We start from the raw sequence: 26,998 nt of genomic DNA on the forward strand, positions 1-26,998 counted from the left end.
ATTCTCCGCAGGATGCGAGAGTGTGGAACTCTCAGCTCTCTAGCAGATGCGGTTTTTGAGGCAATGACAGCCCAATTGCCTGAGGCTGCAAATGAAGGGGTAAAGCTGCTTGGAGCGCGGGCAGGGCAAACATCAGACGGTTCGGAACTATTAGGCTCTCTTCCTGCGTTAGCAGGCGTCATTCGATATGGGGAAGCACGGGTAACTGATAGCGAGCAAATAGAAGAGTTGTTCTCACGAATTGCGGTGCAAGCTTGCGTGTCGCTCCCTTATGTGGTGCGGGGGCTGGACCAAGATGCGGCTCTTAAACTTCGGGAAAAGTTTGAAGCTGCAAATGCCGCAATCGCGCTTCTTGAAGGAAAGAAGGAGTTGCGTGCGCAATGGCAGGATGCCTTGAGGTCTGTGATTGATGAAGCTCAATCTCACAGATTGCTTTCGGGGTTATCTGCCAGACTTCTGTATGAGGATGATGTTTTATCTTCTATTGAGGCAGCAGACTTGCTGTCGCGCATGATATCGCCTGGAACTTCTGTCCCTGATGCTGCGGCGTTTTTCACCGGTTTTCTAGAGGGAGCCGGCCAACAGCTGCTTTATGATGATGAGTTGCGTTATTGCGTCGACGAATGGTTACTCCGATTAGATGAAGAGGTTTTTGTCGAATACCTGCCGATTTTCAGAAGAGTATTTTCGCAGCTGGATCAGTCTGAACGCCATAGACTGCTAAATGTTGTCAGTGGGCAAGAAAACCTTTCAGGAATGTCTTACGTTTCAACTGCAAACGCAGAGACTGAATGGCCCAAGCATCTGAATATGCTGTTACAGTTGATGGGAGGGGATGTCCTTGAGCGAACGTAAACGCCGTTGGCAACTCGCATTGGGTGGAAACGATGACGGCTTGAATGAGCGGGATCAGAGGATGTCATCTGCGCTTACTGCACTTTATAATCCGCATGAGATGAGTGGTAGCAGTGGTGGTGGTAAGCGAAAGGGAGGGCTTGGCGGCTCAGCTCCCAAAATTGCCCGCTGGCTAGGAGATATCAGGGAGTTTTTCCCTACACCAGTCGTGCAGGTTATTCAGAGAGATGCTTATGATCGCCTCGGTTTGCAGCAAATGTTGCTTGAACCTGAGTTTCTTGCAGCAATGGAAGCTGACGTAAACTTAGTAGCTGATTTGGTTTCGATGCGTGGCATTATGCCGGACAAAGTCAAAGATACGGCGCGTGACGTTATTGCAAAGGTTGTTGCAGAGCTTATGGAGAGGCTGGAGCGGCGCACGGCTGAGGCTTTGCGTGGCGCAGTCGATAAGTCTAAGCGCACGTTCAGGCCGCGTTTCAATGATATTGACTGGCCTCGCACTATTGGTGCCAATCTACATACATATCAAGCGGACTATCAGACTATAATCCCTGAACGCATAATTGGCTTTATGCGCCGACAGCGCAGGCTTGTTGATCTGGATGAAGTGATCTTGTGCGTTGACCAGTCAGGTTCAATGGCTTCCTCTGTGGTGTATGCTTCGATCTTTGCTGCAGTGATGGCATCTCTTCCAGTGGTTTCGACAAAACTGGTCTGCTTTGATACTGCTATTCTTGATTTGACTGAGGATCTTTCTGATCCCGTTGAGGTGCTGTTTGGTGTCCAGCTTGGTGGGGGAACCGATATTAATCAGGCTGTTGCGTACTGTGAGGATAAGATTGAAAGGCCTGGGAAGTCGCATCTTGTGCTGATTACGGATCTTTATGAAGGGGGCAATGAGCGAGAGCTCATCGCACGTCTCAGCGCACTTGTAAGCTCAGGTGTCAACGTTATTGTGCTACTTGCCCTTTCGGATCAGGGACATCCTTCTTACGATGTAAATTTGGCGGGTATCGTTGCTTCATTAGGCGTGCCGGTTTTCGCTGCCACACCAGATCAGTTTCCTGATCTCATGAGCTGTGCGCTAAGACGTGAAGACATTATGCAATGGGCGGCAACACAGGATATTCAAGTGGTACGTGCGGAGGAGAGTTAAAGAGTTCTCTTCCGTTGCATCTAGTGGCGGAACTTGAAGTCGCTGCTGTGTTTTAGGCAGGGATACACCAATCTCTACAAGGACTTGGTGTTTAAAACAAAAAAAACACCTTGCGGTGTCTTGTCGTCTTGATCTTCATTTGAAGAGAGATGGTAGCGAGGGAGGGACTTGAACCCCCGACACGCGGATTATGATTCCGCTGCTCTAACCAACTGAGCTACCCCGCCATCCGGTGCGCTATGTTGCGGTGGTGACCGCCGCGCTGTGAGGGGGTGTATAAGGCCCCAGACGGGTGTCGTCAAGCGTTCTTAGCTAAGTTTTGTGGAAATATGCCTTCTTGTGAAAAACTCCATGAAACCTAGGGTTAATGCCAATTTCATTGAGGTTTAACTGCCGGTTGTGACTTGGAGTTGCGAAAATAATCGAAAATCTTTCCAACCCAATATTCCTCAAATGGATTTCTTAGGCTGCGATTGCTCTGAAGAGCGTGACTGAAGGCTGGCTGGTGTTGTTATGGGGACAATAAAAAACGCCCCGCAAGGTGTTGATACCAAGCGAGGCGTTTGTTTCATAATTGGCTTGCAGTTTAGCTTGCTGGGAAACCTGCTGCTTCCCAGCTCTTGCCGAGCAGGGCTTTTAGAGCAGCTTCTGCGCCTTCCTGTTTCTCGGCACGCTGAATCCAGCCGCCACCAAGGACGCGAGCTTCCTGTCCTTCTTTATCGAAGAAGACACAAGCCTGACCTGGAGCGACGCCCATTTCACCAGCGACGAGCTCTACCTGAATGTTCTCACCATTCTTACGCAGCACTGCTTCGGTTGGTGGGCGAGTGGAGCGCACTTTAGCGTAAACTGTGATGCCTTCTTCTGGCAGATCGTCCAGAGTACCCGGGCCAATCCAGTTGACTTCGCGCAGTAACAGATTGTGTGTTGCGAGGGCTTCTTTAGGACCAACAATCACTCGACGACCATCAGCATCCAGATGAACCACGTAGAGCGGGTCGCCTGTTGCGACGCCAATGCCGCGGCGCTGACCGATCGTGTAATGAATAATGCCGTTGTGCTTGCCCAGTACACGGCCATCCACGTGCACGATATCACCTGGTTCTGCTGCATGTGGCCGCAGTTTGGCGATGACATCGGTGTAACGGCCTTGTGGCACAAAGCAGATATCCTGACTGTCATGCTTATCGGCGATTGCCAGATCAAACTCTCGGGCCAGTTCACGTACTTCCGGTTTTGTCATGCCGCCAAGAGGGAAGCGAAGGAAGTCTAGCTGTTCCTGTGTGGTGGCAAACAGGAAGTAGCTCTGGTCACGGTCCAGATCGACAGGGCGGAACATGGCAAGCTGGTTGCCTTCTATACCTGTGCGAACATAGTGGCCAGTGACGAGCACATCCGCACCTAGATCCTTGGCTGTTTCCAGTAGGTCTTTGAACTTGACGGTCTGGTTACAGGTGACACAAGGAATTGGAGTTTCGCCGTTGATGTAACTGTCGGCGAAGCGTTCGATCACTTGCTCTTTAAAGCGGGACTCATAATCCAGAACGTAATGTGGGATGCCGAGCTTCTCTGCAACACGGCGGGCATCGTGGATGTCCTGTCCTGCGCAGCAAGCGCCCTTGCGTTGGATTGCTTCGCCATGATCGTAAAGCTGTAGTGTGACGCCAACGACATCATAGCCTTCGCGCTTCATCAGTCCGGCAACGACTGATGAATCTACGCCGCCTGACATGGCAACAACCACCCGTGTGTCTTCCGGGCGGCCGGGCAGGCCAAGACTGTTTAGCATTCCAAGTACCTCATCCTGTAGGCGCGTTTGAAAAGAGAGCCATATCTATAATGCAACGAGCAGAATTCAAGCTTGGGAGACATTGAAATCCGAAGTGCAGATTAGTTTCTTTTGCTTGCTTAGTGCTTGTTGCGCTTTGGCGATGGCTAAGCGCAAACTCTCATTTTTAAACGCTTCGTATGCGTACGCTTTGAGCGTGTTAGTTGGCGGGAATATACCTAAAACTCGACGGAAGGCCAATCTTTTTGATTAGGGCATTTTGCAGGCTGGGCATTTGTTGCCGGGAGGCGGCAAATAAGTCGGTGCTATTCGGTTGTCTGTGCAAGGTTGATTTGGTTTATCTTATTGTAATTAAGGATTAATTTAGATTTGTATAACTGGCCTGCTATTTGCATATCTGCGCGCAAGATATCTTTGTCATCGCTTTTGATGATACGTGCTGCGTAGTTTGAGGAATATATGTCGCAACCTGCCTTGCTGAGTTTGAATAGCCCAGTTCAGCTGCAAACACCTGTTGGACCCGCTCCCGGGCAAGGTGGTAATGCGCTGCTTGGCGAAGGTGTGCTTGGCCAAAACGCGGATCTCTTTTCTAACCTTCTGGCGAAGGCTTCTGAAGGCGATGGAGCTGCTGCAACGGCAGTGGATCTGTTTTCAGGTGCCTTGAACGCTGGTGGAGACCTACCCGTTCTCAATCCAGAACTTGTTCAGCAAGAAGCTGGAGAAGATGGCGTTGCTGGTTTGGCCGCAGATCTTTCGGTTTCTGCGACTGCACAGGTTTCGGCTGCTTCTGAAAACCTGAGCGTGATTGCTGGCATTCAAGGGACGAGCGCTGCGCAAACTATTGCTGTTGGAATTGTAGCACCTGTTGCAGATGGTACGAAGGCGCCGTTTGTGCCGCTGCCGCAGAACGTGACCGGCAAGCCTGCTGGAAATGGCGAGCAGGGTAGTGGTGCCAAGGCAGTAGGAAGTGCTACTGCACCAGCCGTTGGCGCTCGGTCAGCTTCTGAGGTTGTTGCTCCAGTCGCGAAGGGCGAGCAGACCGCTCCGCTTGCGAATGAGAATGTACAGGATATTGAGCTGGCAACAGCAACGCTTAAGGAGCGCGGTGGGCAGATCTTGCCGCTTGGCTCTGACGGGGATGTTGAAACTGCTCGTTCTACAACTGTTAAAGCTGGAGTGACTGGGCAGCAGGATGATGCAAGGTCTCATGGCGCTGCTGCTACTCCTCAAGAGACCGTTGCGAGTGACACCGTAAAGCCTGCTGAAGCGCGGGTCGCTCAAGCCGATGCAGCCATTAATCCTGTTGTGCTGCCGAAGACTGATGCAACGGCAAATGTTGACCCAGAGCTTGTGGCCCGTGCAGCAGATGCGGTGAGTGCTCGTCGTAGCAACGGTGAACAAGTGCAAACTGCAGCCGGTACCAATGCATCCTCGCAGTCTTCAGAGGCTGTCGATGGGAAAGTGCAACAGCAGCAGGAACTGGGCCGGGTTGAAGCACCAAAAGTGCTTGGACCTCATCCAAGTGTAAAGGCTGTTAGTGCTGTAACATCCGAGGCGACCGTTCAACCAGCTGCACAAGTAGCGGCTGATGCTGTGTCTGAACTGGCGAAAGCGACTGAGGTGAAGAGCATCAAGGTGCAGAATGAACCTGCGCAAGCTCAGCCAGTACTCACAAAAGACAACTCTCAGTCTGCAGTTACTACTGATGACGCTCTAGTCGAGAGTGATGTGCAGGATCAAGAACCAGTTCTTGTACGCCGTTTGGACCGGTCTGGACCGGGTTTTGTTGGAAGTCAGCAGCGTGCAGCGCAACCAGTATCTCAGGAGGGGGATGGTCAGATCATCTTCCCTAATGTGACAGCAAAAGTTGAGCCTGCTGTGAAAAGCGGTGAGCAGCTGGCTCAGGTGCAGCGAGCAGCGGGTGAACCAGCACAGCAGGGTGCTGAAAGCGGTGTCCGCGTTGCTGAACAGTCCAGCCGAACTGCTTCTGTCGCTACTGCGGCGGCTCCATTGACTGCTAATAACAAAGTCACTGGTGGTTCTACCCAGAATGCCTTCCCTTCAGAAGGGTCAGCGGAAACTACAACAGGTTTTGAGGTAGAAGAGCAAGCGGGTGTTCAAGGCAAGGCTGTTGAGCAGACTGCATCTACTAATAAGAAGAGTGGAAGCGCACCGGTTGTTGTTCAGGTGAAGGTGCAACAACCTTCTGAGCAAGGAACGGCTCCCACGACATTTGGTTGGGGACTTGCAGCGGGACCGTTGGATGGGTCTGAGGCTGAGCTGGATTGGGAAAGCTCTGAGGCGATCTCCAGCACAGCGTCCCGTTCTGAAAATGCTTTCCGCTCTATGGGCTCGCTGCCAACAGCTACCCTAAGAAATGTGGCTAACTCTGTTTGGCCGGAGATAGCTCGTCAGGTGAGTGGTGGTGTGAACCGGTTTGAGATCAGGCTTGATCCGAAAGAGCTGGGTTCTGTCGATGTATCTATTGAATTTAGCAAGGATGGACGTGTTCGTGCACACTTGATCGCTGAGCGCCCAGAAACGCTTGAGCTTTTGCAAAAAGATCAGCGTGGGTTGGAGAAAGCCCTTCAGGAAGCTGGCATTGATGCCGACAAGAGTTCGCTCCGCTTTTCTTTAGGACATCGGGACGGCGGCTCTCAGGATGCTCATCAGCAGGATGGACGTGATCCGCTCGTTGCTCAGCTGGACAGAGCTTCTGATGATGCTGACCTTCCAGACGACACCTATCTCGCTTCTAATAAAGTAAATAATAGTTCCCGCGCTGGTGGCGTGGATATTTCGGTTTGATGCCGTTTTGAGGAAATAGACGATGACTACTATTAACGCACTGACCCCCAATGCGGGTTCCTCTGGCTCAAACACTCAGAACGACATCAACGCCAACTTTAATCTGTTCATCTCTTTGCTCACCACGCAGATTCAAAATCAGGATCCGCTGGAGCCTCTCGATTCGTCTGAGTACACGAATCAATTGGTTCAATACACAATGGTTGAGCAACAGGCTGCAACAACAGAGAAATTAGATGAGCAGCTCACTCAGCTCAAAACGCAAAGTGCGAGTCAGTTCGTAAATTATATCGGCAAGGAAGTGACTGCCCAAAGCTCAACAGCTCAGCTCAAGGATGACAAGGCATCCTGGAATCTTGATGCTGTTTCTGCTGGTAAGGCGACTGTTACTATTAAGAACAGTGAGGGCGCTGAGGTCTATCAGAAAGAGATTGATCTGAAAGAAGGCGATAATACCTTTGAGTGGGATGGTGTCGCGACAAACGGCACAAAAGCTGAGGATGGCGCTTATTCCATTGATATTATTACGAAGGATGCCAATGGTGAACCCTTCGCTGTACAGACTGAAGTGAAAGGCACTGTGGATGCCGTGGACTTCAGCACAGGTGACATTATTTTGCATATGGGCGATCTGAAAATTCCGGTGGGTGAAGTCACTGGAGTCAAAGGAGTTCTCTAGTAGTTAATATCCACTAAGATTCCCGGTTATGAATCTTACCAAAAGATTGATGGGGGCTTAGCCAAATTTTAAGCGCCTTGTTCTAGTCTCATGCTCAGCTTGGTCATGGTTTGTGTGAGAGTAGAATGACCGAACATATTCGTTCACGAGTAAAATACGTCATCGGTCCCGATGGGAGCCCTTTGACGATAGCGGATCTTCCACCCACTTCTACGAAGCGGTGGGTTATCAGGAGAAAAGCTGAAGTGGTTGCGGCTGTGCGTGGAGGCTTGTTGTCTCTGGATGAAGCCTGTAACCGGTATACTTTGACTGTTGAAGAGTTTCTGTCATGGCAGAACTCGATCGATCGTCATGGATTAGCCGGGTTGCGCGCTACACGCGTTCAGGACTATCGCAGCAACTAGTAAGCTTCAGGCAAATAAAAGGCGTGATGCCCGAACAGGTTTGAGGTTCTGAAAAGGCCGGCTGTTATAGCCGGCCTTTTTGTATGTGGTAGCCACATTTTGTACATTTTTAAGCATTAACCATGATGTCTTAACTGCTTCGGCAAAATCTGCCGAACAGGCCGCCCAAGATTCATTCGAGTCTTCAAAAGGCTAGTCAAAGGCCTTTCCTGCGATATTCCACAATGCTTCTTTGTGGGTAGAGTTCCCGTTTACCGATTATTAGGGCTTTGTTAACCTTTTGTTAACTTTAAGGCGGGCAATTTTTACCTACCAGCAAATCAGGGGCAAATCACACCGTATTCCAAGGTGTTGAGAGTATTGCTGGTGCTTTTTGAATGAGCGATTAAAAAGTACGGGGCGGCAACTGTGAGTGGAATCCTTGACTTCTTGAAAGGACTTGGGCCCGCGCGTTTGGCAGCGATGGGCGCGATGGCTGCTCTGTTGATCGGCCTGTTCAGCTTTATCATTGTACGCGCGACTGCACCGCAGATGGTGCCGCTCTTTACAGACCTTACCCTTGAAGATGCAGCGGCTATTGTTAGCCAGGTTGAATCTCAGGGTGTGTCCTATGAGCTGGGTGTAAATGGTCGCAGCGTTCTTGTTCCTCAGGAAAATGTACATCGTCTTCGTATGACGCTTGCTGAAGCGGGCCTGCCATCTGGTGGTGGTGTTGGCTATGAGATCTTCGATAAGACCGATACGCTTGGCGCGACAAGCTTTGTGCAGAACCTGAACCGGACACGCGCTCTTGAAGGTGAGCTCTCCAGAACAATCAGAAGCATTGGCCGAATTGCATCCGCGCGCGTTCATCTGGTGATCCCTGAAAAACAACTGTTCCAACGAGACCGTGAACCGCCAACAGCTTCTATTGCTATTAAAGTGCAGGGGTCTCTGACCAATGGTCAGATCCGCGCTATTCAGCATCTGGTTGCGACTGCGGTTGAAGGGCTGGAACCTTCTTATGTTTCTATCGTTGATGAGCGCGGCACACTGCTTGCCAGCGGAACCGGCGATAAGGAAGGTCTTGCTGGCGGTTCTTCTCTGGACGAGCGACGTTTGACTATGGAGTCCCGCCTGCGGCAACAGGTTGAAGAGATCCTCAATAACGTCGTTGGAACAGGTCGCGCGCGGGTGCGGGTTGCTGCGGAAATCAACTATAACCGCAAAACTGAAACGCAGGAGCTGTTTGATCCTGATGGTCAGGTGCTGCGTTCTTCTCAAAGTAAAGAAGAAAATGCGTCCTCCACGAATGGGGAAGACACGGTTTCTGTTGGCAACCAGCTGCCAAATGCAGACGCTGCAGGAAGCTCTGCAGGCTCCAAAGACTCCTCCAATGTTTCCGAAGAGATCCTGAACTATGAGATCTCCAAGAGCACAGTAACGGAGATCTATGAGGCCGGTGGTCTGGAGCGCCTGTCTGTAGCGGTTCTGGTTGATGGCACGTATACCACCAGCGAAGATGGCACGCAGACTTATCAACCGCGCAGCAGAGAAGAGCTGGAGCAGATTGCTACTCTCGTGCGTACTGCAGTTGGCTTCAGCAAGCATCGTGGTGACACCGTTGAAGTGGTGAATATGCGGTTCGTTGAAGCACCTCTGTCTGACTTCGCCGATGGTGAAGGCGGGCTGTTTGACTTCACTCGCGCTGACATCATGAAGTTTGCGGAGCTGGGTGTTCTGTTTGTGATCACTGTCCTACTTCTGATCTTTGCAGTGTCTCCGCTGATGAAGCGTATCCTTGCCAAGGATGAAGAGCCTGAAGCAGCTCTTGAAGGCAGCGGTGTACAGATGTTGCCGGATGGTACGTTGGTTGCTGAAAGCCCTGCGCAGGTTGAAGGCATTGTGGGTGAGATGGAAGCGGTTCCAACTGAAATCCCAACGGCTGAGTGGATTGAAGATGCCAAGATGCAGGCAGCTCTCCACCAGAGCTCGATTAAGCAGATAAGTGAAATGATTGAAGATTCTCCAAGCGAAGCGGTCAACATCGTTCGTGGTTGGCTGAACGAGGCCGCATAAGATGAGTGAGGAGATTGGCGCACACGAGATCACAGAAACGGCTTTAGCTGTCACCTCTGAAGTGGCAGAACGAGAGCTTGGTGGAGCAGAACGGGCAGCCGTTCTGCTTTTGGCGCTTGGGCAGGAGTACGGCAAAGCGATCTGGGACGGACTTGACGAGATTGAAGTCCGTCAGGTTTCCAGCGCTATGGCGAGCCTTGGCCCTGTAACGCCAACCATGCTGGAAGAGCTGTTTGTTGACTTTCTGAAGCGTCTTTCAACTCGTGGAGCGCTGAACGGCAACGTGGACGTGACGGAACGATTGCTGAACTCGTTTCTGCCATCTGATCGTGTTGCGATCATCATGGAAGAGATCCGCGGTCCTGCTGGCCGGAACATGTGGGAGAAGCTCTCCAATGTTCCGGAAAACGTACTGGCCAACTATCTGAAGAATGAATATCCGCAGACGATTGCGGTGGTTCTTTCCAAAATCCAGAGTGACCATGCCGCCCGCGTTCTGGCGCTGCTCAATGAGGAGCTGGCGCTGGATGTGGTGAACCGCATGCTGCGCATGGAATCCATTCAGAAGGATATTCTGGAGAAAGTTGAACAGACACTGCGTATTGAGTTCATGTCGAACCTGTCTCAGACCAGCCGTCGTGATAGCCATGAGATGATGGCAGATATCTTCAACAACTTCGACAGACAGACGGAAGGTCGCTTCCTCGCGGCGCTTGAAGAAGACAGCCGCGAGTCTGCTGAGCGTATCCGCAATTTGATGTTCACCTTCGAAGACTTGCTCAAGCTGGACTCTGGAGCCTGTCAGACCTTGCTGCGCAATGTTGAGAAGGATCAGTTGGCGATGGCGTTGAAAGGCGCATCTGAGACCGCTGTGGCGTTCTTTACAGCCAATATGTCGGCTCGTGCTGCGAAGATGCTGCAAGAAGACATGGATAACATGGGACCTGTTCGCCTTCGTGAGGTGGATGAAGCGCAGAACGGTCTTGTGTTGAAAGCAAAAGATCTGGCTGCTGCTGGCGAAATCACCATCAACAAAAAGAAAGGGGAGGACGAGCTTGTCTACTAATCTTTCCTTTTTTCTGCAGTTTCAGGAGGCATGCTGATGGTTACAGTTATGCCTCAGGGCGCAGTTCGTCAGCGTTTTCTGTTTGATACCAAATCCATCGATGAGGTTGAGGCTGCTGCTGTTGTTGAAGATGCGCCTCCACCGGAGCCGACGATTACGGTTGCTGAACATCAGCAGATTTTGAAGGCGGCGGAAGAAGCAGCTTTTGCTCGTGGTGAGATGCAGGCCCGTCAAGCGATTGCTGAGCAGCAGAAGCTGAGCGCACAGGAAGAGCTCATTGTTCTGCGGGAGCGACTGGAAGTGGCGCTTGGTGATCTTGAGAACCAGCTTCGTGCACAAGAGCAGAACCTCGTGAGCATGTGCTTTTTGATTGCGCGCCGGCTTTGCAGTCATCTGATCGCGCGGGAGCCATTAGCTGAAGTCGTGGCGCTGCTGTCTGAATGTCTGGCACCGCTGCGCAAGATCCCTCAGATCCTGATTGAAGTGCCGACAGAAGATACGCACGCATTGGAAGAGATGGTTGAAGGTCTTGTGCTGAACAGCAGCTTTGAAGGCAAAGTGCATGTTGTGAAGTCTGAGAGCATGTCTCGTGGTGATTGCCGGATCGAATGGCCGGATGGTGGAATTATTCGTGATCGTCGCAAGACGGTTGAGCATATTGAACAAGTCATAAAATCTCACTTCGATGCCCGTGAGCGGGCCAGTCGAGCTGAGTGATTTTAGTTTTTGCCTATGATTGGAACGGTTTGAGGCCGGTGCCGGATCAGAAAGGTTGATTATGAGCAGTGATGAACAGGGCATGGTGCTGGACCAACACCAGAGTACCCAGCGCGCTGGAACGGATGAAGAAGGCGGGGCCGGTGTAAAGGCTGCCGAGGATCTGGAAGCTGTTTTTGACGTTCCGGTACAGCTGGCGGCTGTGCTTGGGCACACAAAGATGAAGGTGTCTGACCTTCTGCATCTGGATACCGGAATTGTTATGGAGCTTGACCGGAAGGTCGGCGAGGCCATAGACGTTTACGTGAATAACAGGCTTATTGCTCGCGGCGAAGTTGTGCTGGTGGAAGATAAGCTTGGTGTCACCATGACCGAAATTATCAAGGCGGATAAGTAAGGGGCATGGGGCGTAGTGGAAAGGAACTGACATGCGGCTCTTGATCGTTGGAACGCTTGGCGGCCAGCTGACGACCGCAACCAAGATCGCTATGGAGCGTGGGGCGTCTGTTACTCATGCGCCAGGCACTCCTGAGGCTATGAAAGTTTTACGCTCCGGTCAGGGCGCAGATCTTCTCATGGTGGATGTCAATGAAGACATTGGCCAGCTGGTGGAGCTGACGGAGCGCGAACGTATCCATGTGCCACTCGTAGCGTGCGGGTTGGGAACGGATGCGCGCGCCGCGGTTTCTGCTATTCGGGCTGGTGCGAAGGAATACATCCCGCTGCCACCGGATCCTGAGCTGATTGCTGCTGTTCTGGCTGCTGTTACCGAAGAGCGCGAAGATCTGATCTATCGCGACGCGGCTATGGCAAGTGTGATCAAGCTGGCTGAACAGGTCGCGCCTTCTGATGCGTCTGTGCTGATCACCGGTGAATCCGGTAGTGGTAAGGAAGTGATTTCCCGCTTTCTGCACAGCAAGTCCAACCGCGCTGATAAGCCATTCATCTCTATCAACTGTGCTGCCATTCCTGAGCATCTTCTGGAGTCCGAGCTATTCGGTCATGAGAAGGGCGCGTTTACCGGGGCTGTGGCGCGCCGTGTTGGTAAGTTTGAAGAGGCCAATGGCGGCACGTTGATGCTGGATGAGATTTCCGAGATGGATGTCCGTCTGCAAGCTAAGTTGCTGCGCGCTATTCAGGAGCGGGTGATTGACCGTGTTGGCGGTAGCCGTCCTGTGCCGGTTGATATCCGCATTATCGCGACGTCCAACCGTGATCTGGCTGAGGAAGTGCGCGCTGGCACGTTCCGAGAGGATTTGCTGTATCGCTTGAATGTGGTGAACCTGAAACTTCCTGCACTGCGGGAGCGTCCTGCAGACATTCTGGAGCTGGCGAGCCATTTCGTTGAGATCTACGCGAAGGCCAATGGCACCAACCTTTGCCAATCTCTCAGGAAGGGCGTCAGTTGCTGCTGGCGAACCAATGGAAAGGGAACGTGCGCGAGCTGGAAAACACCATGCACCGCGCTGTTCTGCTCTCCTCTGGTGCTGAGATTGATGCAGATGCGATCCGTATGCCGGATGGATCTCCGATTGCGATGGGCGCGGGCCAACAGACGGCTGCTCGTGCGGCGCATGCGGCGGAAGCAGCTTCGCGCAACATGGTTGGGCGTACAGTCGCTGATGTGGAGCGTGATCTCATTCTGGATACGCTGGATCACTGTCTGGGTAACCGTACCCATGCGGCCAAGATCCTCGGTATTTCGATCCGCACATTGCGTAACAAGCTGAACCTTTACACCAAAGAAGGTGTTGAGGTTCCAGGCCCGGGCGAAGCGCGCGCCGGCACTGCAGACGCGTAAGTAACGGGTAGGGCACGAGAATGTCTGAAGAGACAAACACACAAGCAGCTCAAGGGGGAGGCAACAGCACTCCTGCGGCTGCTGGCGTGCCCGGATTAGGTGCTGCTGGTAACACAACCTTTTTTCGAGACCTTTGGGTTGCCATAAAACAAGGCGACTTGGGTCTTGCAGCAGGTGTGATGGTCATCCTTGTGATGCTCATCGTTCCGATGCCTGCGATGCTTCTGGACATGTTCCTTGCGATCTCGATCATCTTTTCTGTGATGATCCTGATGGTGGGATTGTTCATTCAAAAGCCTCTGGAATTCTCTGCTTTCCCAACTGTTTTGCTGATTGCGACCATGTTGCGATTGGCGCTGAACATGGCGTCGACACGACTGATCCTGTCACACGGTCATGAGGGAGCGGATGCAGCTGGCAACGTGATTGCTGCGTTCGGCAGCTTTGTTATGGGCGGTAATTTCGTCATCGGGATTATCGTCTTTGCGATCCTCGTGATTGTGAACTTCATCGTTATTACAAAAGGTTCTGGACGTATTGCTGAGGTTTCCGCTCGCTTTACGCTGGATGCGATGCCCGGTAAGCAGATGGCGATTGATGCGGATCTGGGTGCAGGTCTGATCGATGAAGAAACAGCGCGCACCCGCCGTAAGGAACTGGAAGCAGAATCCACCTTCTTTGGCTCCATGGATGGTGCTTCCAAGTTTGTTCGTGGTGACGCGATTGCAGGCCTGATGATCACGTTCATCAACGTGATTGGCGGTATCGTTATTGGTGTGATGCAGCAGAACCTGACTTTTGCGCAAGCTGCTGAAAACTACACGCTGTTGACAATTGGTGATGGTCTGGTCTCCCAGATCCCGGCGCTTATCGTTTCCACCGCTGCGGGTATTCTGGTTTCCAAAGCTGGTGTTGAAGGCGCAGCGGATAAAGCGCTTGTCACGCAGTTTACAGGCTATCCAAAAGCGCTTGGCATGTCCGCGTTTGTGATGGTGGTTCTGTCGTTTCTGCCAGGGATGCCGATGATCCCGTTTCTGGCTCTTGCTGGTGCTGCTGGTTACATGGCACGGCAGGCAAGTAAGCGGCAGGCGATTGAGAAGGCGGAGGAAGTGGCTGCTCAGGTTGAAGCTGAAGCGCCGGAAGAACCTCAGGAAGCACCAATCTCTGACAGCCTGAAGATGGACGTGCTACGCATTGAGCTGGGCTATGCGCTGCTGCCAATCATCAATGGCCGTAACAAGCAGGAAACGGATCAGGTTACCGAGCAGATTAAGCTCTTCGCCGCCAGATTGCCTCTGACATGGGCGTGATTATGCCATCCGTGCGTATTCTGGATAACATCCAGCTGGGCGCGAATGACTACATGATCAAGGTGAAGGAAGTGGATGCCGGTGGCGGTTCGCTGTTCCCGAACCAGTTCATGGTTATGGACCCTGCCGGTGGGCAGGTGCGTTTGCCGGGAACGCATACCACTGAGCCAACCTTCGGCCTGCCTGCGACCTGGGTTGAGGCGCAGTATCGTGAAGAAGCGAACTTGCTGGGGTACACAGTGGTTGATCCGGCGACGGTGATTTCCACGCACCTGACGGAAACCATCAAGTCGCATATTTCCGAGTTGCTCACCTATGCTGATGTTCAGGTTCTGCTGAAGAAGCTGGATGAGGAGCAGTCGAAGTTGGTTGAGGACATCGTTCCAACCCAGATTTCCATCTCCGGTATTCAGCGTGTGCTTCAGGCGCTGCTGGAGGAGCGGATTTCTATTCGCGATCTTGGCACAATTCTGGAAGGTATCGCGGAAGCTATTGGCTCTACGCGTAACCCGAATGCGATTGCTGAGCATGTGCGCACGCGTCTGGCTCGTCAGATTTGTGCTGCCAATCAGGCGCCGGGTGGCTATCTGCCACTGATCAGCCTGAGCCCACAGTGGGAGTCAGCCTTCCTTGAGAGCATCATTGGGGACGGTGATGATCGTCAGCTGGCGATGGCACCGTCCAAACTGCAGGAGTTTGTCGGACTGGTGCGTGATGCTTATGATGCAGCGGCCAATCAGGGTGAAGTGCCTGTGTTGTTGTGTTCTGCACAGTCCCGTCCGTTCGTTCGCTCTATCGTTGAGCGCTTCAGAGCGCATACGTTTGTGATGAGCCAGAATGAGGTTCATCCGCGTGCCCGCCTGAAAACAGTGGCAACCATCTAGGATCTCAAGTGTTTCGTGAGATCGACACACTTGCGGGCTTCATATCTTCCCGTTACTCAAAGAGCGTTGTTTATTCCTAATTTGAGAGAGTGACATGGCGCATATTCAACTGGACCTTGATGGATACACAGACTTGCCGGAAGGCAAAATCGCTACTGTTGTGACGCATCTGGAGATGTTGGAGAAACCTGCGCTCAAACCGATTGATCGCCCTGATCTGTCGCTTCAACAGGCAGATAAGATGGACCCCGAGGCATATCGCAAGCTCTTCAGGCGTGTTGGTGAGCCGTGGCTATGGTTTGCTCGTCTCGTGATGAGTGATGAAGAGTTGGAAGCGACACTCAACAAGCCGACCAATGAGTTCTACTTTGCGATGAAAGATGGTGAGCCTGTTGGCATGGTGGAGCTGAACGTTGCCAAGGAAGATGAAGTCACTCTGAGCTACTTTGGTCTTGTGCCAGAGGCTGTTGGCGGCGGTGCTGGGCGTTGGTTGATGAATCATGCAATTACACAAGCTTTCTCCCGCCCAACAGTGAAGCGCTTCTGGTTGCATACTTGCACAGGGGATAGCCCACAGGCGCTGCAGTTTTATATTCGCAGTGGATTTAAGCCGTTCAAGCGCGCAATTGAAGTGGCTGATGATCCCCGCGTGCTTGGCGTTTTAGACCCGGTCAGTGCTCCTCACGTTCCGTTTTTGTCATAGGGCAGAACAGGTTGCTGCATCGCCGTTTTGAAGGCTGGCGATGCACTGGTATCAACTTGCGATGATTTGCTGGCACAACCTGAGTGTTGTGCCGCAGAACCTGCGTGGGCTTGGTACTGGAAAACTGCCCCAAAACGGGACAGTTAGTGAGGTTTCATTAGAGTTTTATCTAGGATGTGTTAGTTTCCTTTTACCATGTACCTTTGATTAATCGTGGAAGATGTGTGAGGGCTGCACTTTACATGATTGGTTGTACGTAGGTTGGGGTGCGGTTGAAACGGGGTGTGTTCAGCCGGTTATTCGGGAGCTGCCATGTCTGAGCTACATGACAACGTTGTACCTCATGAGAAGGTACGGTCACTGAGAGATAGCATTCGCAAAGTTCGTGTTGCGGAGATGGAACGGACTGACGTTGTTGTGAGCCTGCAAGAGAGCGAGAAGGCCCGCCTTGAACTGCTCAGCGAAGAGCTGATTGATGTGTTCAAGGAAGTTCCTGAAGATGATGATCAGTTTTCCTTCCAGATTGTTCCAGGTACTCAGCCTCGCCTCTGGATCGATATGACCAGCCACGTTCTTATGGGCCGTGACCGTCATTCCTATCGTTTTGTGAAGGAAACCCGTCTGGGCCGTATGGTTCTGCTGGAAACCGCTGATATCGACGATATGGCGGACTGCATTACTGAGTACATTGCAGAGCGGATCATCGAGAAAGAGCGGGCACTGGAAGCGGATTGGATGCTTAACCGCATTCGCCAGCAGGATGTGCCCAGTGGCAAAAAGCTGGATCAGCTGAAGCAGGACTCATCAGGCAAAGCAGTTGCAACCAAGCCAAACAAAGCGAGGGATATGTTTATCCTGTTCTGCGGGTTGCTGATGGGTGCGGTTATTGGCGCTGTTGGTCTTGTTGCGCTGGCTCTTTATGCCAACCCGTTTGCCGGGTAGCGCTTTTGTGAGAGGCACCTAAATCAGTTTTCGTATCTTTATCCGAAAGCCGTTTTCATTGTTCGGTGATACGCGACAGATGCCTCTCCTTTTCTAATTCTCTGATTGCTTTCAGGCGGCTTGTCTCAGGCCGGGAATAGACAGGTCGTGTTGTGCAATGTGATGCACACCTTCGTTCGCTGTTGTAAAGCCGCGTTCTTCCATGATGCAAGACCAGCCACTGCCGTCCTTTTCAATCGTGAAGAGGTTGTAGCGGGCAGGTGGCTTGTGGCTGCTGAGGCCATTGGAAGCCGATGGGACACAGATAACTGGCACAGGGCCTTCCGGTCCATTGATCTCCATGCGGGTGGCGCGGTGGGTGTGGCCGTGCAGGATCAGCTCAGCGCCGTGTTCTGCGATGATGTTACGGAAGCGGCTGGAGCCAACGAGGCGCTTGTACCATGAGGTTGCGTTGCGCACCGGCGGATGGTGCAGCATGACAACGCGGAAATCGCCTCGTTCCTTTGCATGGCGTAGCTGATCGGCTAGCTCACGCAGCTGATTGGCGCTGATGTGGCCGGTTGCCATGAACGGACCAGTCGCCTTGGCCGTTGAGAGGCCGATGATGGTGATGTTGTCGCGTCTGCGCACAAATGGGAAGTGTGGATCTGTTCCCAGTGGAGGTGTGAGCCCCAGATCCGGATCACTCTGCATGTAAGGACGCCAGGCCCCATACGCTTGCTTGAGCGCGCCTGGAACATAGGCGTCGTGATTGCCGGGTGTCAGGGAGAGATTTTCCGGAGAGCCTACGGTTGCGAGCCAGTCTTTGGCTCCAGCAACCTCTTTAGGCAGCGCGATATTGACCAGATCTCCGCAAAGGGCAATGTGATCTGGCTGCTGCGCATGAATATCGCGTATCAGCGCATCCAAATAGGAGTTGGTCATTGCGTGGGCGCGGTTGCGCCGCCAATTTATATAACCAAGAATGCGCTTTGAGACGAGCTGGACGGGCTGTACGTCCGGCAACGGGCCCAGATGTGGGTCAGATATGTGTACAAGCTTAAACATAGCCTGCGCATCATCGCTGCATTGCGCCTGAGGTCAAGGAATTTTCCTTAATTCGGAGAATTACCCTCAAGCGCCTTTAACAGATCTGCAACACTGAACTCGAATTTGCCTTAAAGGCAAGAAGATGGACGCAGAACAGCATTGTCGTGGGTGTTTGCAGTGTTTACTGCTGGTGCCCAATGGAAGCGTTTTGTACGACGGAAGCGTGCGAGAACTTTAGTAAGCATGACGTATTTCTCCTGCGATTTGGGAAACGCGGATTAGGTGTCTATTATAAGTAGGTGATGGGGCCGCCCTGATTAATTTTTGGGCGTATGCTTATTCTTTGATCTCTTTCTACGCCTATCCTGAGGGTTGTGTAGTGTTAGTTTTGCAAGGGTGGTATGCACTTTTTGCATGAATGATATTTCAGATTTTTATCTTGTAATATCAAGTATTTATAATGAATGTGAGGCTGTGCGTGGCGAGCTTTAAAACGCGAATAATCAATATACTCGTGCAATCTGCCGCACTTTTGAGTCGCGGTATGACGCTGGGAGCGCGCGTTGCGGCATTTGACGATGAAAACCGAGTCCTTCTCGTACGTCATCAGTACTTGCCGGGCTGGTATTTTCCCGGTGGCGGAGTTGATTCCGGCGAGACCATGGCGGAGGCTGCGCGCCGTGAGCTGGCGGAAGAAACCGGCTATGGTTGCGGGCCAGATGTGACGCTTGTTTCCATGCATCTCAACAAGGGCGGAACTGGCCGCGATCATGTGGGGCTCTTTAAAGTGAAGCTCACGGAGCAGGATCCAAACTGGAAAAGACCTTCCATGGAAATCTCTGATCTACAGCTGTTCGCGCTGGATGCACTGCCAGATGATATCAGCCCGGCGACGCAGCGTCGGCTGCAGGAAATGGCGGGTGAGGCTGAGCCTAATCCGTATTGGTAGTTGTTTTTCAAGGGCCTAGCTGAAGCTGGTCTACGACTAACGAATACGCATCTGCACTTAGTTTTGTGCTTTACGACAGAAAATTTGCGTGTTACGTAAGCAGGTGAAATTATATTTCGTGTGCTCTCGCATGCGATGAACCGAGAAACTGGGGTACAGGCCTTATGGCAATTTGCTGGGAACAGCGACGACGAATGAACGCGCGGGACATGCTCTCGCGTGGTGCTTCGTGCCGTCCTTTCCTCAGTGTGCTCCCAACATCGGTCTAACTGCCCGAGCCACACGGATCGACGGTCTTCCTCCTTCGATTTGTGGTGTGTAAAATGACAGTTTCAAAATGGCTGGTGCGGCAGGAAACCCCAGCAGACTTTCTCGAGATAGAGCAGATGCAAGCCGAGGCCTTTGGCCCTGCGCGGTTTGAGCGTACAGCGTTCAAAATCCGGGATGGGGTGCAGCAGGCTTCCCACTTGTGCTTTGTTGGCGAGCAGAACGGTGAGATTGCCGGGTCTGTGAAACTTACCCCGATTATGATTGGTACTCAGAAGAGTATGCTGCTTGGGCCGTTGACTGTGAAGGCTACCTTCAAAGGGCAGGGGCTTGGACGGTTGCTATTGAAGAGCGTTGCTGAGGAAGCCAAGGCGCAGGGCGTTCAGTCGATTCTGTTGGTGGGAGATCATCCCTACTACGGGCCGCATGGCTATGAGCAGGTGCCACATGGGCAGATCACTCTGCCGGGGCCTGTTGATCCAGATCGGTTGCTTGTTCTGATGTTGCAGGATGAAGCGATGCCAGTTGGTCATGTTTCTGGTGGGCACACGAAGCCAGCGCTGGTGGCAAGCAAGCAGACTGATGGGCAACTGCTGGATATGATGCAAGGCTCCCTTGCTATGGCGACTTAATCCGCGCCATAGCGACATTCATTTCCAAACACCATTTTTTCAAGAACATTTCGTTTTAGCGTCCTTCGCGGTACCAGGTGAAGGACAGCAGCCCCAGTAGCAATGCAAGGCCGAGGAAGCCGATCAGCAATGGGTAGCGGTCTATTCCGTTCAGGATGCTTGCATCTGTGCGTTTGATGCCGATCCAGCCGCTGCCGTGGTATTGCGTGGAGGCTCGCTGTGCAATGACGTTAGGCAGAGATAGAGATGCTCCATCATCGCCGCCAATACGCAGCGCTGTTCCGCCTGTTTGTGTGGTGATGCCGGAGAGTTTGTCAGGTGTGGAGATGACTTCCAGAAACTCTCGTGGATTCGGTGGGCCAACATTGATGAGTGCGGTGTGTGCACCATCGGTGGCGGAGTAGAGGCCGAGCTCTTCGGCTTTGACGGAAGCTATCCAGTGACCGGAGTTGTCTTTGGTCAGCTCCAGTTGCTCCGTTTTGCCTGAGGGCGTTGTGAGTGTTACTGGATCGACCAGATTGGCAAGGGTCTGGCGTTCTGTGATGAGTGTTGAGCCGCGCAGGGACATGCGCAGGGCTTCTTCTTCCAGATCGGGTTCTTTCATGAGCCAGTGTGCCAGTCTGCGCAGGAGCGGAACATGCGGGCCGCCGCCTTCGTAACCTCTGGCCCACAGCCAAACATGATCGGAGAGCAGGGCGGCTACGCGACCTTTGCCAACGCGGCTGAGGACGAGCAGAGGTTTATCGCCCAGCGCGGTCATGATTGGCTGGCCTTCCTGAACATTTGCCCCGACAAGGCGGAACCATTTGCTCCATTGTGGTGGCGTCTGGCCAGCTCCTGGCAAATCACGGGTGACCGGATGGCGCAGGCCGAGTTCAGATACATTGGCGTGGAACGGCTCTTCGAAGATTTCTCCGGTTGGAGCTGCCGGAAGCACGCGGCCCAGCGGGGTTCGGAAGATGCTGTTGACCTCAGCGTAGTCCGGCCCACCTGCGATAAGCACTGCACCGCCGTCATTCACATATCTTGCGATGTTATCGAAATAGAGCAAGGGCAGCACGCCGCGGCGCTCGTAGCGGTCGAAGATGATGAGGTCGAACTCGTCGATCTTGACGGAGAACAGCTCGCGGGTTGGGAATGCGATCAGGGACAACTGATTGATTGGTGTGCCGTCCTGCTTTTCCGGTGGGCGCAGGATCGTGAAGTGGACGAGATCAACGGAGGCATCTGATTTGAGCAGGTTGCGCCATGTGCGCTCACCGGCATGAGGAGAGCCGGAGACCAGCAGGACACGCAGGTTTTCGCGAACGCCATCTATAGTGACGAGGGCGCGGTTGTTGAGTGGGGTAAGCTCCCCTTCAAGGCTTCTACCTCAAACTCGTAGATGTTCTGGCCGCCATGTTCGATTTCAACGGCGATTTCAGCAGGGTAACCGGAGGAGATGAACTGTTTGGAGAGGATGTCGCCGTTGCGGCGGACGGTGATCTCTGCGCGATTGCCGTAGGGCTGTAGAGAGCCTTCTTCCACCAGTTCCAGCTGGACCACCTGGGTTGAACCAACCAGCCCAAAGCGCGGAGCCTTGGCGACTTTCAGTCGTCGGTCAAACTCGCCTTCACGACCTGTGATGAGGCATGGACTGGAGCAGAGAAACCGAGCTTCTCAGCAGTTGCCGGGATATCGTGGATCTGGCCGTCGGTGATGACGATAGCTCCGGCGATCCTTTCTGGCGGGACGTCGGCGAGCTCATTGGAGATGGCGGAGAATGCGCGTGTACCATCACCGGTTTCCATGGAGGTGTCATTAAGGGAGACCTGCCGCAGATCAATGCCGTCAAGAGCTTGTAGCTGAGAGACAATCTCCTCTCTTGCTGCTTCTGTCAGCTCGGTGCGGTTTTCCAGTTGCTGGCTTTTGCTGTTGTCAGAGACCACCACAACGGTGCTTGGCAGATACTCGCGATCTTCGCGCAGGACGGCGGGATTGAGCAGGGCCAGCACAAGCAGGGCGAGGGCAAGGGAGCGGATGAGAGCACCGCGCATGCCCACAAAGAGCAGGTAGGCACAGACCAGAGTTATGATCACTCCAAGCGCGATTATTGCCGGAAGGGGCAAAAGCGGATCGATGGAAAGAGACCATGTCATGTGTGTTGCTGTGCTCCGCGTTGAGTTTCTGGCTTGTTATTGGCCGATACGTTCCAGCAGGGCAGGGATGTGGACCTGATCTGCCTTGTAGTTGCCCGTCATGGTGTACATGAGGATGTTGATGCCGACGCGCGCTGCCATTTCGCGCTGGTTTCCGTCTGCCGGGATGGTTGGGTAAAGGTAATTGCCTTGCGTATCGATGGCCCAGGCGGCGGCGAAGTCATTGCCGCTGATCATGATGGGGGAGACACCATCGCCCGCCCGCACCGGACGGCTGCCATCTGATGTAGTGGCGCTGGCCTGCACCCACATGGGGCTTTGATTATAGCGGCCCGGGAAGTCATCCAGAATGTAGAAGGTCTTTGTCAGCACGTGATCCTGAGGGACAGGTTCCAGACTTGGGATATCCAACCCTCTGAGCAGTTGCTGCAGCTTGAGTTTGTTGGGTGAGTTGGAGCTGGTGCCATACGCATCGCGGGTATCAAACAGGATGGTGCCGCCGTTGCGCATGTAAGCGCCAATCCGGGACATGGCCTCGGGGCTTGGCATCTGCATGGCAGCATCAATGGGCCAATAGATGATTGGGAAGAAGGCCAGCTCATTTTCTTGTAGGTCCAGCCCTATCGGAGCTTCCGGTTCCAGTGCCGTGCGATCTGTGAGCAGGCGGGTGAGGCCGAACAGTCCGGCACGGCTGATCTCGTCTACCTCCGGTACGCCTGTCATCACATAGGCAAGGCGGGTGTCCAGTGAAGCATCCAGCGCGAAGAGTTCGCTCGTGTCCTGCGCCTGAACTTTATCTGCTCCAGTCAGGCTCAGACTGGAGGCGAGGAGCAGGAGGATGGCGGCGTGGGTGAACTGGTTGCGGCGCAGTTTGCCGGACAGCCAGAGCAGGGCTAGGGTATCCAGCAGGGCTAGCAGGATGGCGATGGAGAAGAACCAGCCGCGCAGGTCCAGAGGCTTTTCGGAGGGGTAATCGAGGATCGTGGCCATGGAGAGTGGCTTCAGGTCGAGCGGAACAAGGTTGTCTTCGTCTTCCATCAGGTTGAGTGCACGCGCTGCATCCTCAGTGCCGTACAGGCCCGGAGGCGTCGTGCGTCCTGGATGAGTGGTTGCGAAGTCGCGTTCCAGAATGGGTTGGTGATTGGCTGATGGAGGTGTGAGCTTGCCATACCCATCCAGCATCTTGAGCAGCGGCAGAGCGGCAGCTGAGGCTGTGCCTTCGGCTTCCTCATCTGGATTGTAAACAGCGGTTGAGGAGATGCTTGTGATGGCGCGCAGCATATCTACGAAGCCACCGGAAAGGGGCAGGTTAGACCACTTGGTGTCCGGGGTGACATGGAACAGCACAATAGTTCCGTTGCCGTGTTTCTTGGCGGTGACAAGTGGTGTGCCATCCTCCAGAGAGGCCCATGTTCTGTCTGGCAGGTCAGCTGTTGGTTCGGCGAGAACCTGACGATTGACTGTCACGTCCTTCGGCAGTGCAATTGCACGGAAGGGGCTGTTTTCAGAAAATGACTTGAGTGCTTGAGGTTCTTTCCAAGAGAGGGAGCCACCCAGTTTACGGTCACCTAGACGGAGCGCGACCGGGATCAGCGAGTCCTGCTTTTCTGGAAGCTGAGGACCTGCGAAGCGGATCAGAGTACCACCCTTGGAAACCCAGTTTGCGATGTCAGCTTCCGTGTTCTTGGGCAAGGTACCGACTTCAGCCAGAATGAGGACGGAGATGCCTTTGTCGAAATAGTCTGAGATGGCTGCCACGATATCCGTGCTTTTCGCGGGCGGCAGATCTGCAAATGGAGAGAGCGCGCGCTCCAGATAGTAAAGTGGAGACAGCAGAGGTTGGGAGCGATCTGCGAAGCCTCCTGCAAAGAGGCCGACTTTACGGCGGCGCCATTTTTCATCCACCAGCACTGTGCTGCCTGCGCTGGATTTTCCGAGAATAGCGAGCTTGGTGATGTCGTTGCGCAGCTCAGAGGGGAGTTCCAGCGCAATTTCGGCACTATTCTGTCCTGCCCCCAGCTCAACAGCCTGCTCTGCGATGGCGCGCTGTTTGCGGTCATAGGCGCGGACCGTCAGTGTTTCGGCCAAGGGCGCTGGGTGGCGTAGGACTGTGGTAGTCATCGCACCGGCTGTGTTCTGCAATTGCTTGAGTGCGTAAACCGGCGTTTCTGATCGGTAGATGAGAAAGGAGTTTTCGCTTACATCCGATGCTCTGGCAATGCTGGCCAGTCCTTTGGCGAAGCTGGTGGTGGAGGGTTCTTCTAGTGGAGAGGAGAACCACAGGATTGCACCGGGTGGGTTTTGTTCTGCCTGTTTCTGTAGTGCCGGGATCAACTCAGAGCGGGCTGCCTGCCATCCTTGCGGTGTCAGGGCGCGGAGCTGATCTGCTACTTCCTGCGCGCTTGAAAGGCGCATGGGCTGGGCTGGGCCGTCAGCGGTGGTGACCAGCATGACGGTTCTGTTGTTTTGAGCGGCACCATCCACCATCAGCTCGGCCATGCGGATCTGACGTTCCCAGTCTGCGGAGGCATCCCAGCCATTGTCTACGATGAGCCAGAGTGGCCCTGTTTTAGGTTGCGCGATATCCAGCGGTTTCCAGACAGGGCCAGCCATGGCGATGATGAGAACTGCGGCTAGCATCAAGCGGAGAAGGATCAGCCACCATGGTGTGTGCTGCGGCGTTTCCTCTTTGTTGCGAAGGGAAAGCAGCAATGCGTAAGGGCGGGGAACTTGACGTGTGCGGGTTGGGGCGGCGTGGTGCGCAGAAGCCACCACAAAACGGGCAAGGCTGCGAGAGCGGCCAGAACCCAGGGAGCGGCAAACCCGATTGGGAGAAGAGATCCCATGGTTACAGACCTCCTCTCATCTTGTGTTCCGGCGCATCAGCCAAGCGGGAATGCAGCAACATGAGTGGTTCGACCGCTGGGCGGTCTGTGTGGTGTAGCGTGTAACTCCAGCCGAACTTGCGGGAGAGTGCGCTGATCTGGTCTTTATGGGCCGCCAGACGGTGCAAGTACTCCTGCTGCCACGTTTGTGCTCGGCCTGCTTTGAGTTGCTCGCCGTTCTCCGGGTCTTCAAACTGGGTTGGGCCAGTGAAGGGAAAGGTTTCTTCAATGGGGTCCAGCAGCTGAACAAGGTGGCCTTTGGCGCCGGTACTGGCAACAGTTGCCATCCATTCTTCCAGCTTCTCCGGCGGATCCAGCAGATCAGAGAACAGCACGACCTCTGAGAAACGGCGAATGCCATCCGGGTTGGGCAGGGTTGCCTCCGGGTTCTCATGAACCAGTGTTTCCGCGATGGTTTGCATGGCGTTTCGACTGGCGAGAGGGCGGGTGAGGCCCGCAAGGCCAACGCGTTCGCCTGCTTCATTGAGCGCATAAGTGAGGGCGAGCATAAGAAGCAGGGCCCGGTCTCTTTTAGATGCGGATGCCTGTTTGCTTTGGAAGCGCATGGAGGCGGAGAGATCTGCCCAGACCCAGATGGTTTGGGCGGCTTCCCATTCGCGCTCGCGTACATAAAGATTGTCGTCGCGGGCGGAGCGGCGCCAGTCGACCTGCTGGGCGGCCTCGCCGGAGAGGAAAGGGCGGAACTGCCAGAACGTTTCGCCGGGGCCTGCACGGCGGCGGCCATGCCAACCGGCGGTGACGTTGGCTGCGATGCGTCTGGCTTCCACCAGCAGCTCTGGCAAGGTATCAGCAAGGGATTGCGCTTCGCCTGTTAAGCCGAAGATGTTTTCCTGTCTGTCTTGAGGATCGGTCCTCGAAGATAACATATGCGATCCTGTCGGCTTGTTGTTAGGCGATGCGTTCTTTGATGTTTTTCAACAGTTGCGGGATGGTTTTGCCATCGGCGCGTGCCGCGAAAGTGAGCGCCATGCGGTGCTGCAAGACTGGTTCGGCCAGCGCCATCACATCATCAATGCTTGGGGACAAGCGGCCATCGGCAAGAGCGCGGGCGCGGACTGTCAGCATTAGGGCCTGACTAGCGCGGGGGCCGGGGCCAGGCGATGTATTGGGCGAGGTCCTCAAAGCCATCAGCTTCGCCGGGGCGAGCGGCGCGGACCAGCTTCAGGATGGCGTCCATAACTGTTTCACCAACCGGTATGTGGCGCACGAGCTGCTGCATTTCTCTCAGCTCATCCAGCTGCAAGACCTGTTTGGATTTTGCTTCGGATGCACCTGTGGTTTCCAGCAGGATGCGGCGCTCTGCGTCCATGTCCGGATAATGAACATCAATCTGCATGAGGAAGCGGTCAAGCTGGGCTTCTGGTAGCGGGTAGGTGCCTTCCTGTTCAAGCGGGTTCTGAGTGGCCAGTACGTGGAAGGGAGCGGGCAGATCGTGATGATGGCCTGCGATTGTGACGTGGTATTCCTGCATGGATTGCAGAAGGGCGGACTGGGTTCGCGGGCTGGCGCGGTTGATCTCATCCGCCATCAACAGCTGGGCGAAGACCGGACCGGGAATGAAGCGGAAAGAGCGTTTGCCGTCCGGGGCTTCCTCCATCACCTCAGAGCCGAGAATATCGGAGGGCATTAGGTCTGGTGTGAACTGGATGCGGCTGGAATCGAGGCCCAGCACAGTGCCGAGTGTTTCCACCAGCTTGGTTTTTGCAAGGCCGGGCACACCAACCAGCAGGCCGTGACCGCCGGAAAGGATCGTCACCAGCGTGCGCTCAACAACGCTTTCCTGACCAAATATGGAACGGGCGATTTCCTCTTTTGCCTTTTGGATCTTTTCGCAGGCCGCTTCTGTGCGGGCGACTATATCCTCTGGTTTTGGGGGCATGCCTGTCATATTGGTGTTCATCGCTG

General features: G+C 53.8%; 17 protein-coding genes, 1 tRNA gene and 5 pseudogenes. 15 read left to right on the forward strand and 8 right to left on the reverse strand.

Going from position 1 to position 26,998, the window contains the following annotated elements; translation table 11 throughout:
* A partial coding sequence (locus JCM12308_RS20295; protein WP_244271969.1) for a DUF5682 family protein occupies positions 1-855 on the forward strand: 855 nt, incomplete at its 5' end.
* Positions 836-2,011 (forward strand): VWA domain-containing protein, encoded by a 1,176-nt coding sequence (locus tag JCM12308_RS20300; RefSeq protein ID WP_054784899.1) that lies wholly within the window; start codon positions 836-838, stop codon positions 2,009-2,011. The genes JCM12308_RS20295 and JCM12308_RS20300, both read left to right, overlap by 20 nt.
* A 150-nt stretch (positions 2,012-2,161) precedes the next feature.
* Here the strand turns inward: JCM12308_RS20300 and JCM12308_RS20305 are convergent.
* Together JCM12308_RS20305 and mnmA are read right to left on the reverse strand one after the other, a co-directional pair.
* Positions 2,162-2,238, reverse strand: a tRNA-Met gene (locus tag JCM12308_RS20305).
* Positions 2,239-2,597: 359 nt separating this feature from the next.
* Entirely contained in the window at positions 2,598-3,800 is a 1,203-nt protein-coding gene (gene mnmA, locus JCM12308_RS20310) for a tRNA 2-thiouridine(34) synthase MnmA (RefSeq protein WP_054784900.1), read from the reverse strand.
* A 459-nt stretch (positions 3,801-4,259) separates the two neighbouring features.
* Here mnmA and JCM12308_RS20315 point away from each other — a divergent pair, with 459 nt between their 5' ends.
* The 11 genes and pseudogenes from JCM12308_RS20315 to JCM12308_RS20365 all read left to right on the forward strand — a co-directional run bounded on the left by JCM12308_RS20315 (position 4,260) and on the right by JCM12308_RS20365 (position 17,172).
* Positions 4,260-6,608: a flagellar hook-length control protein FliK gene (locus JCM12308_RS20315; protein WP_054784901.1), complete on the forward strand. Its 2,349-nt coding sequence runs from the start codon at positions 4,260-4,262 to the stop codon at positions 6,606-6,608.
* Positions 6,609-6,630: 22 nt separating this feature from the next.
* A complete protein-coding gene (locus JCM12308_RS20320) occupies positions 6,631-7,287 on the forward strand; it encodes a flagellar hook assembly protein FlgD (protein ID WP_054784902.1) in 657 nt (218 codons plus the stop codon).
* A 125-nt stretch (positions 7,288-7,412) separates the two neighbouring features.
* Positions 7,413-7,691 (forward strand): CtrA inhibitor SciP, encoded by a 279-nt coding sequence (gene sciP, locus JCM12308_RS20325; RefSeq protein ID WP_054784903.1) that lies wholly within the window; start codon positions 7,413-7,415, stop codon positions 7,689-7,691.
* 408 nt (positions 7,692-8,099) lie between these two features.
* Complete coding sequence (gene fliF / locus JCM12308_RS20330) at positions 8,100-9,749, forward strand: flagellar basal-body MS-ring/collar protein FliF (RefSeq protein ID WP_083416630.1); 1,650 nt, start codon at positions 8,100-8,102, stop codon at positions 9,747-9,749.
* 1 nt (position 9,750) lies between these two features.
* The gene (locus JCM12308_RS20335; protein ID WP_008547484.1) at positions 9,751-10,815 is read left to right on the forward strand and encodes a flagellar motor switch protein FliG; all 1,065 of its coding nucleotides are present in this window, start codon (positions 9,751-9,753) and stop codon (positions 10,813-10,815) included.
* A 36-nt stretch (positions 10,816-10,851) separates the two neighbouring features.
* Positions 10,852-11,532, forward strand: coding sequence for a FliH/SctL family protein (locus JCM12308_RS20340; protein WP_128647449.1), 681 nt, complete (start codon positions 10,852-10,854; stop codon positions 11,530-11,532).
* Positions 11,533-11,593: 61 nt separating this feature from the next.
* The gene (gene fliN, locus JCM12308_RS20345) at positions 11,594-11,929 is read left to right on the forward strand and encodes a flagellar motor switch protein FliN (RefSeq protein WP_041768750.1); all 336 of its coding nucleotides are present in this window, start codon (positions 11,594-11,596) and stop codon (positions 11,927-11,929) included.
* Between the two features lie 31 nt (positions 11,930-11,960).
* Positions 11,961-13,333, forward strand: a pseudogene (gene flbD, locus JCM12308_RS20350) (sigma-54-dependent transcriptional regulator FlbD).
* Positions 13,334-13,353: 20 nt separating this feature from the next.
* Positions 13,354-15,527: pseudogene (gene flhA / locus JCM12308_RS20355) on the forward strand (flagellar biosynthesis protein FlhA).
* Positions 15,528-15,621: 94 nt separating this feature from the next.
* Positions 15,622-16,230: a GNAT family N-acetyltransferase gene (locus tag JCM12308_RS20360; RefSeq protein WP_054784905.1), complete on the forward strand. Its 609-nt coding sequence runs from the start codon at positions 15,622-15,624 to the stop codon at positions 16,228-16,230.
* 312 nt (positions 16,231-16,542) lie between these two features.
* Positions 16,543-17,172 carry a hypothetical protein gene (locus JCM12308_RS20365; RefSeq protein ID WP_054784906.1) on the forward strand — a complete coding sequence of 210 codons (630 nt, stop codon included), beginning with the start codon at positions 16,543-16,545 and terminating at the stop codon, positions 17,170-17,172.
* 111 nt (positions 17,173-17,283) lie between these two features.
* Here JCM12308_RS20365 and JCM12308_RS20370 read toward each other — a convergent pair whose 3' ends face one another.
* Positions 17,284-18,219, reverse strand: coding sequence for a metallophosphoesterase family protein (locus JCM12308_RS20370; protein ID WP_083416631.1), 936 nt, complete (start codon positions 18,217-18,219; stop codon positions 17,284-17,286).
* 526 nt (positions 18,220-18,745) lie between these two features.
* On the opposite strand from JCM12308_RS20370, the gene JCM12308_RS20375 reads away from it, so the two are divergent.
* Together JCM12308_RS20375 and JCM12308_RS20380 are read left to right on the forward strand one after the other, a co-directional pair.
* Entirely contained in the window at positions 18,746-19,150 is a 405-nt protein-coding gene (locus tag JCM12308_RS20375) for an NUDIX domain-containing protein (RefSeq protein WP_054784907.1), read from the forward strand.
* Positions 19,151-19,473: 323 nt separating this feature from the next.
* A complete protein-coding gene (locus tag JCM12308_RS20380; protein ID WP_054784908.1) occupies positions 19,474-20,049 on the forward strand; it encodes a GNAT family N-acetyltransferase in 576 nt (191 codons plus the stop codon).
* A gap of 55 nt (positions 20,050-20,104) precedes the next feature.
* Here JCM12308_RS20380 and JCM12308_RS20385 read toward each other — a convergent pair.
* The 5 genes and pseudogenes from JCM12308_RS20385 to JCM12308_RS20400 all read right to left on the reverse strand — a co-directional run bounded on the left by JCM12308_RS20385 (position 20,105) and on the right by JCM12308_RS20400 (position 26,993).
* Positions 20,105-22,187, reverse strand: a pseudogene (locus JCM12308_RS20385) (hypothetical protein).
* A 36-nt stretch (positions 22,188-22,223) separates the two neighbouring features.
* Positions 22,224-24,827, reverse strand: a complete 2,604-nt coding sequence (locus tag JCM12308_RS20390; RefSeq protein WP_373282396.1) for a DUF4159 domain-containing protein — start codon at positions 24,825-24,827, stop codon at positions 22,224-22,226.
* A 9-nt stretch (positions 24,828-24,836) separates the two neighbouring features.
* Positions 24,837-25,033, reverse strand: a pseudogene (locus tag JCM12308_RS33100) (BatA domain-containing protein); the annotation flags it as partial.
* A 2-nt stretch (positions 25,034-25,035) separates the two neighbouring features.
* Positions 25,036-25,959, reverse strand: a complete 924-nt coding sequence (locus tag JCM12308_RS20395; protein ID WP_054784909.1) for a DUF58 domain-containing protein — start codon at positions 25,957-25,959, stop codon at positions 25,036-25,038.
* A gap of 22 nt (positions 25,960-25,981) precedes the next feature.
* Positions 25,982-26,993: pseudogene (locus JCM12308_RS20400) on the reverse strand (AAA family ATPase).
* Positions 26,994-26,998: the final 5 nt, after the last annotated feature.

The organism is Pseudovibrio denitrificans JCM 12308 (assembly GCF_001310815.1).
In the GTDB taxonomy this organism is placed as follows: Bacteria; Pseudomonadota; Alphaproteobacteria; order Rhizobiales; family Stappiaceae; genus Pseudovibrio; species Pseudovibrio denitrificans.

What these genes read in the sequence shown, in the direction of transcription:
- JCM12308_RS20315 (WP_054784901.1), top strand. Translation starts at nt 4,260, where the DNA reads ATGTCGCAACCTGCCTTGCTGAGTTTGAATAGCCCAGTTCAGCTGCAA.
- JCM12308_RS20340 (WP_128647449.1), top strand. Translation starts at nt 10,852, where the DNA reads ATGGTTACAGTTATGCCTCAGGGCGCAGTTCGTCAGCGTTTTCTGTTT.
- JCM12308_RS20395 (WP_054784909.1), bottom strand. Translation starts at nt 25,959, where the DNA reads ATGTTATCTTCGAGGACCGATCCTCAAGACAGACAGGAAAACATCTTC.
- JCM12308_RS20365 (WP_054784906.1), top strand. Translation starts at nt 16,543, where the DNA reads ATGTCTGAGCTACATGACAACGTTGTACCTCATGAGAAGGTACGGTCA.
- sciP (WP_054784903.1), top strand. Translation starts at nt 7,413, where the DNA reads ATGACCGAACATATTCGTTCACGAGTAAAATACGTCATCGGTCCCGAT.
- JCM12308_RS20390 (WP_373282396.1), bottom strand. Translation starts at nt 24,827, where the DNA reads ATGCTAGCCGCAGTTCTCATCATCGCCATGGCTGGCCCTGTCTGGAAA.
- JCM12308_RS20335 (WP_008547484.1), top strand. Translation starts at nt 9,751, where the DNA reads ATGAGTGAGGAGATTGGCGCACACGAGATCACAGAAACGGCTTTAGCT.
- JCM12308_RS20360 (WP_054784905.1), top strand. Translation starts at nt 15,622, where the DNA reads ATGGCGCATATTCAACTGGACCTTGATGGATACACAGACTTGCCGGAA.
- JCM12308_RS20370 (WP_083416631.1), bottom strand. Translation starts at nt 18,219, where the DNA reads ATGTTTAAGCTTGTACACATATCTGACCCACATCTGGGCCCGTTGCCG.
- JCM12308_RS20380 (WP_054784908.1), top strand. Translation starts at nt 19,474, where the DNA reads ATGACAGTTTCAAAATGGCTGGTGCGGCAGGAAACCCCAGCAGACTTT.
- JCM12308_RS20320 (WP_054784902.1), top strand. Translation starts at nt 6,631, where the DNA reads ATGACTACTATTAACGCACTGACCCCCAATGCGGGTTCCTCTGGCTCA.
- JCM12308_RS20300 (WP_054784899.1), top strand. Translation starts at nt 836, where the DNA reads ATGTCCTTGAGCGAACGTAAACGCCGTTGGCAACTCGCATTGGGTGGA.
- JCM12308_RS20375 (WP_054784907.1), top strand. Translation starts at nt 18,746, where the DNA reads ATGACGCTGGGAGCGCGCGTTGCGGCATTTGACGATGAAAACCGAGTC.
- fliN (WP_041768750.1), top strand. Translation starts at nt 11,594, where the DNA reads ATGAGCAGTGATGAACAGGGCATGGTGCTGGACCAACACCAGAGTACC.
- mnmA (WP_054784900.1), bottom strand. Translation starts at nt 3,800, where the DNA reads ATGCTAAACAGTCTTGGCCTGCCCGGCCGCCCGGAAGACACACGGGTG.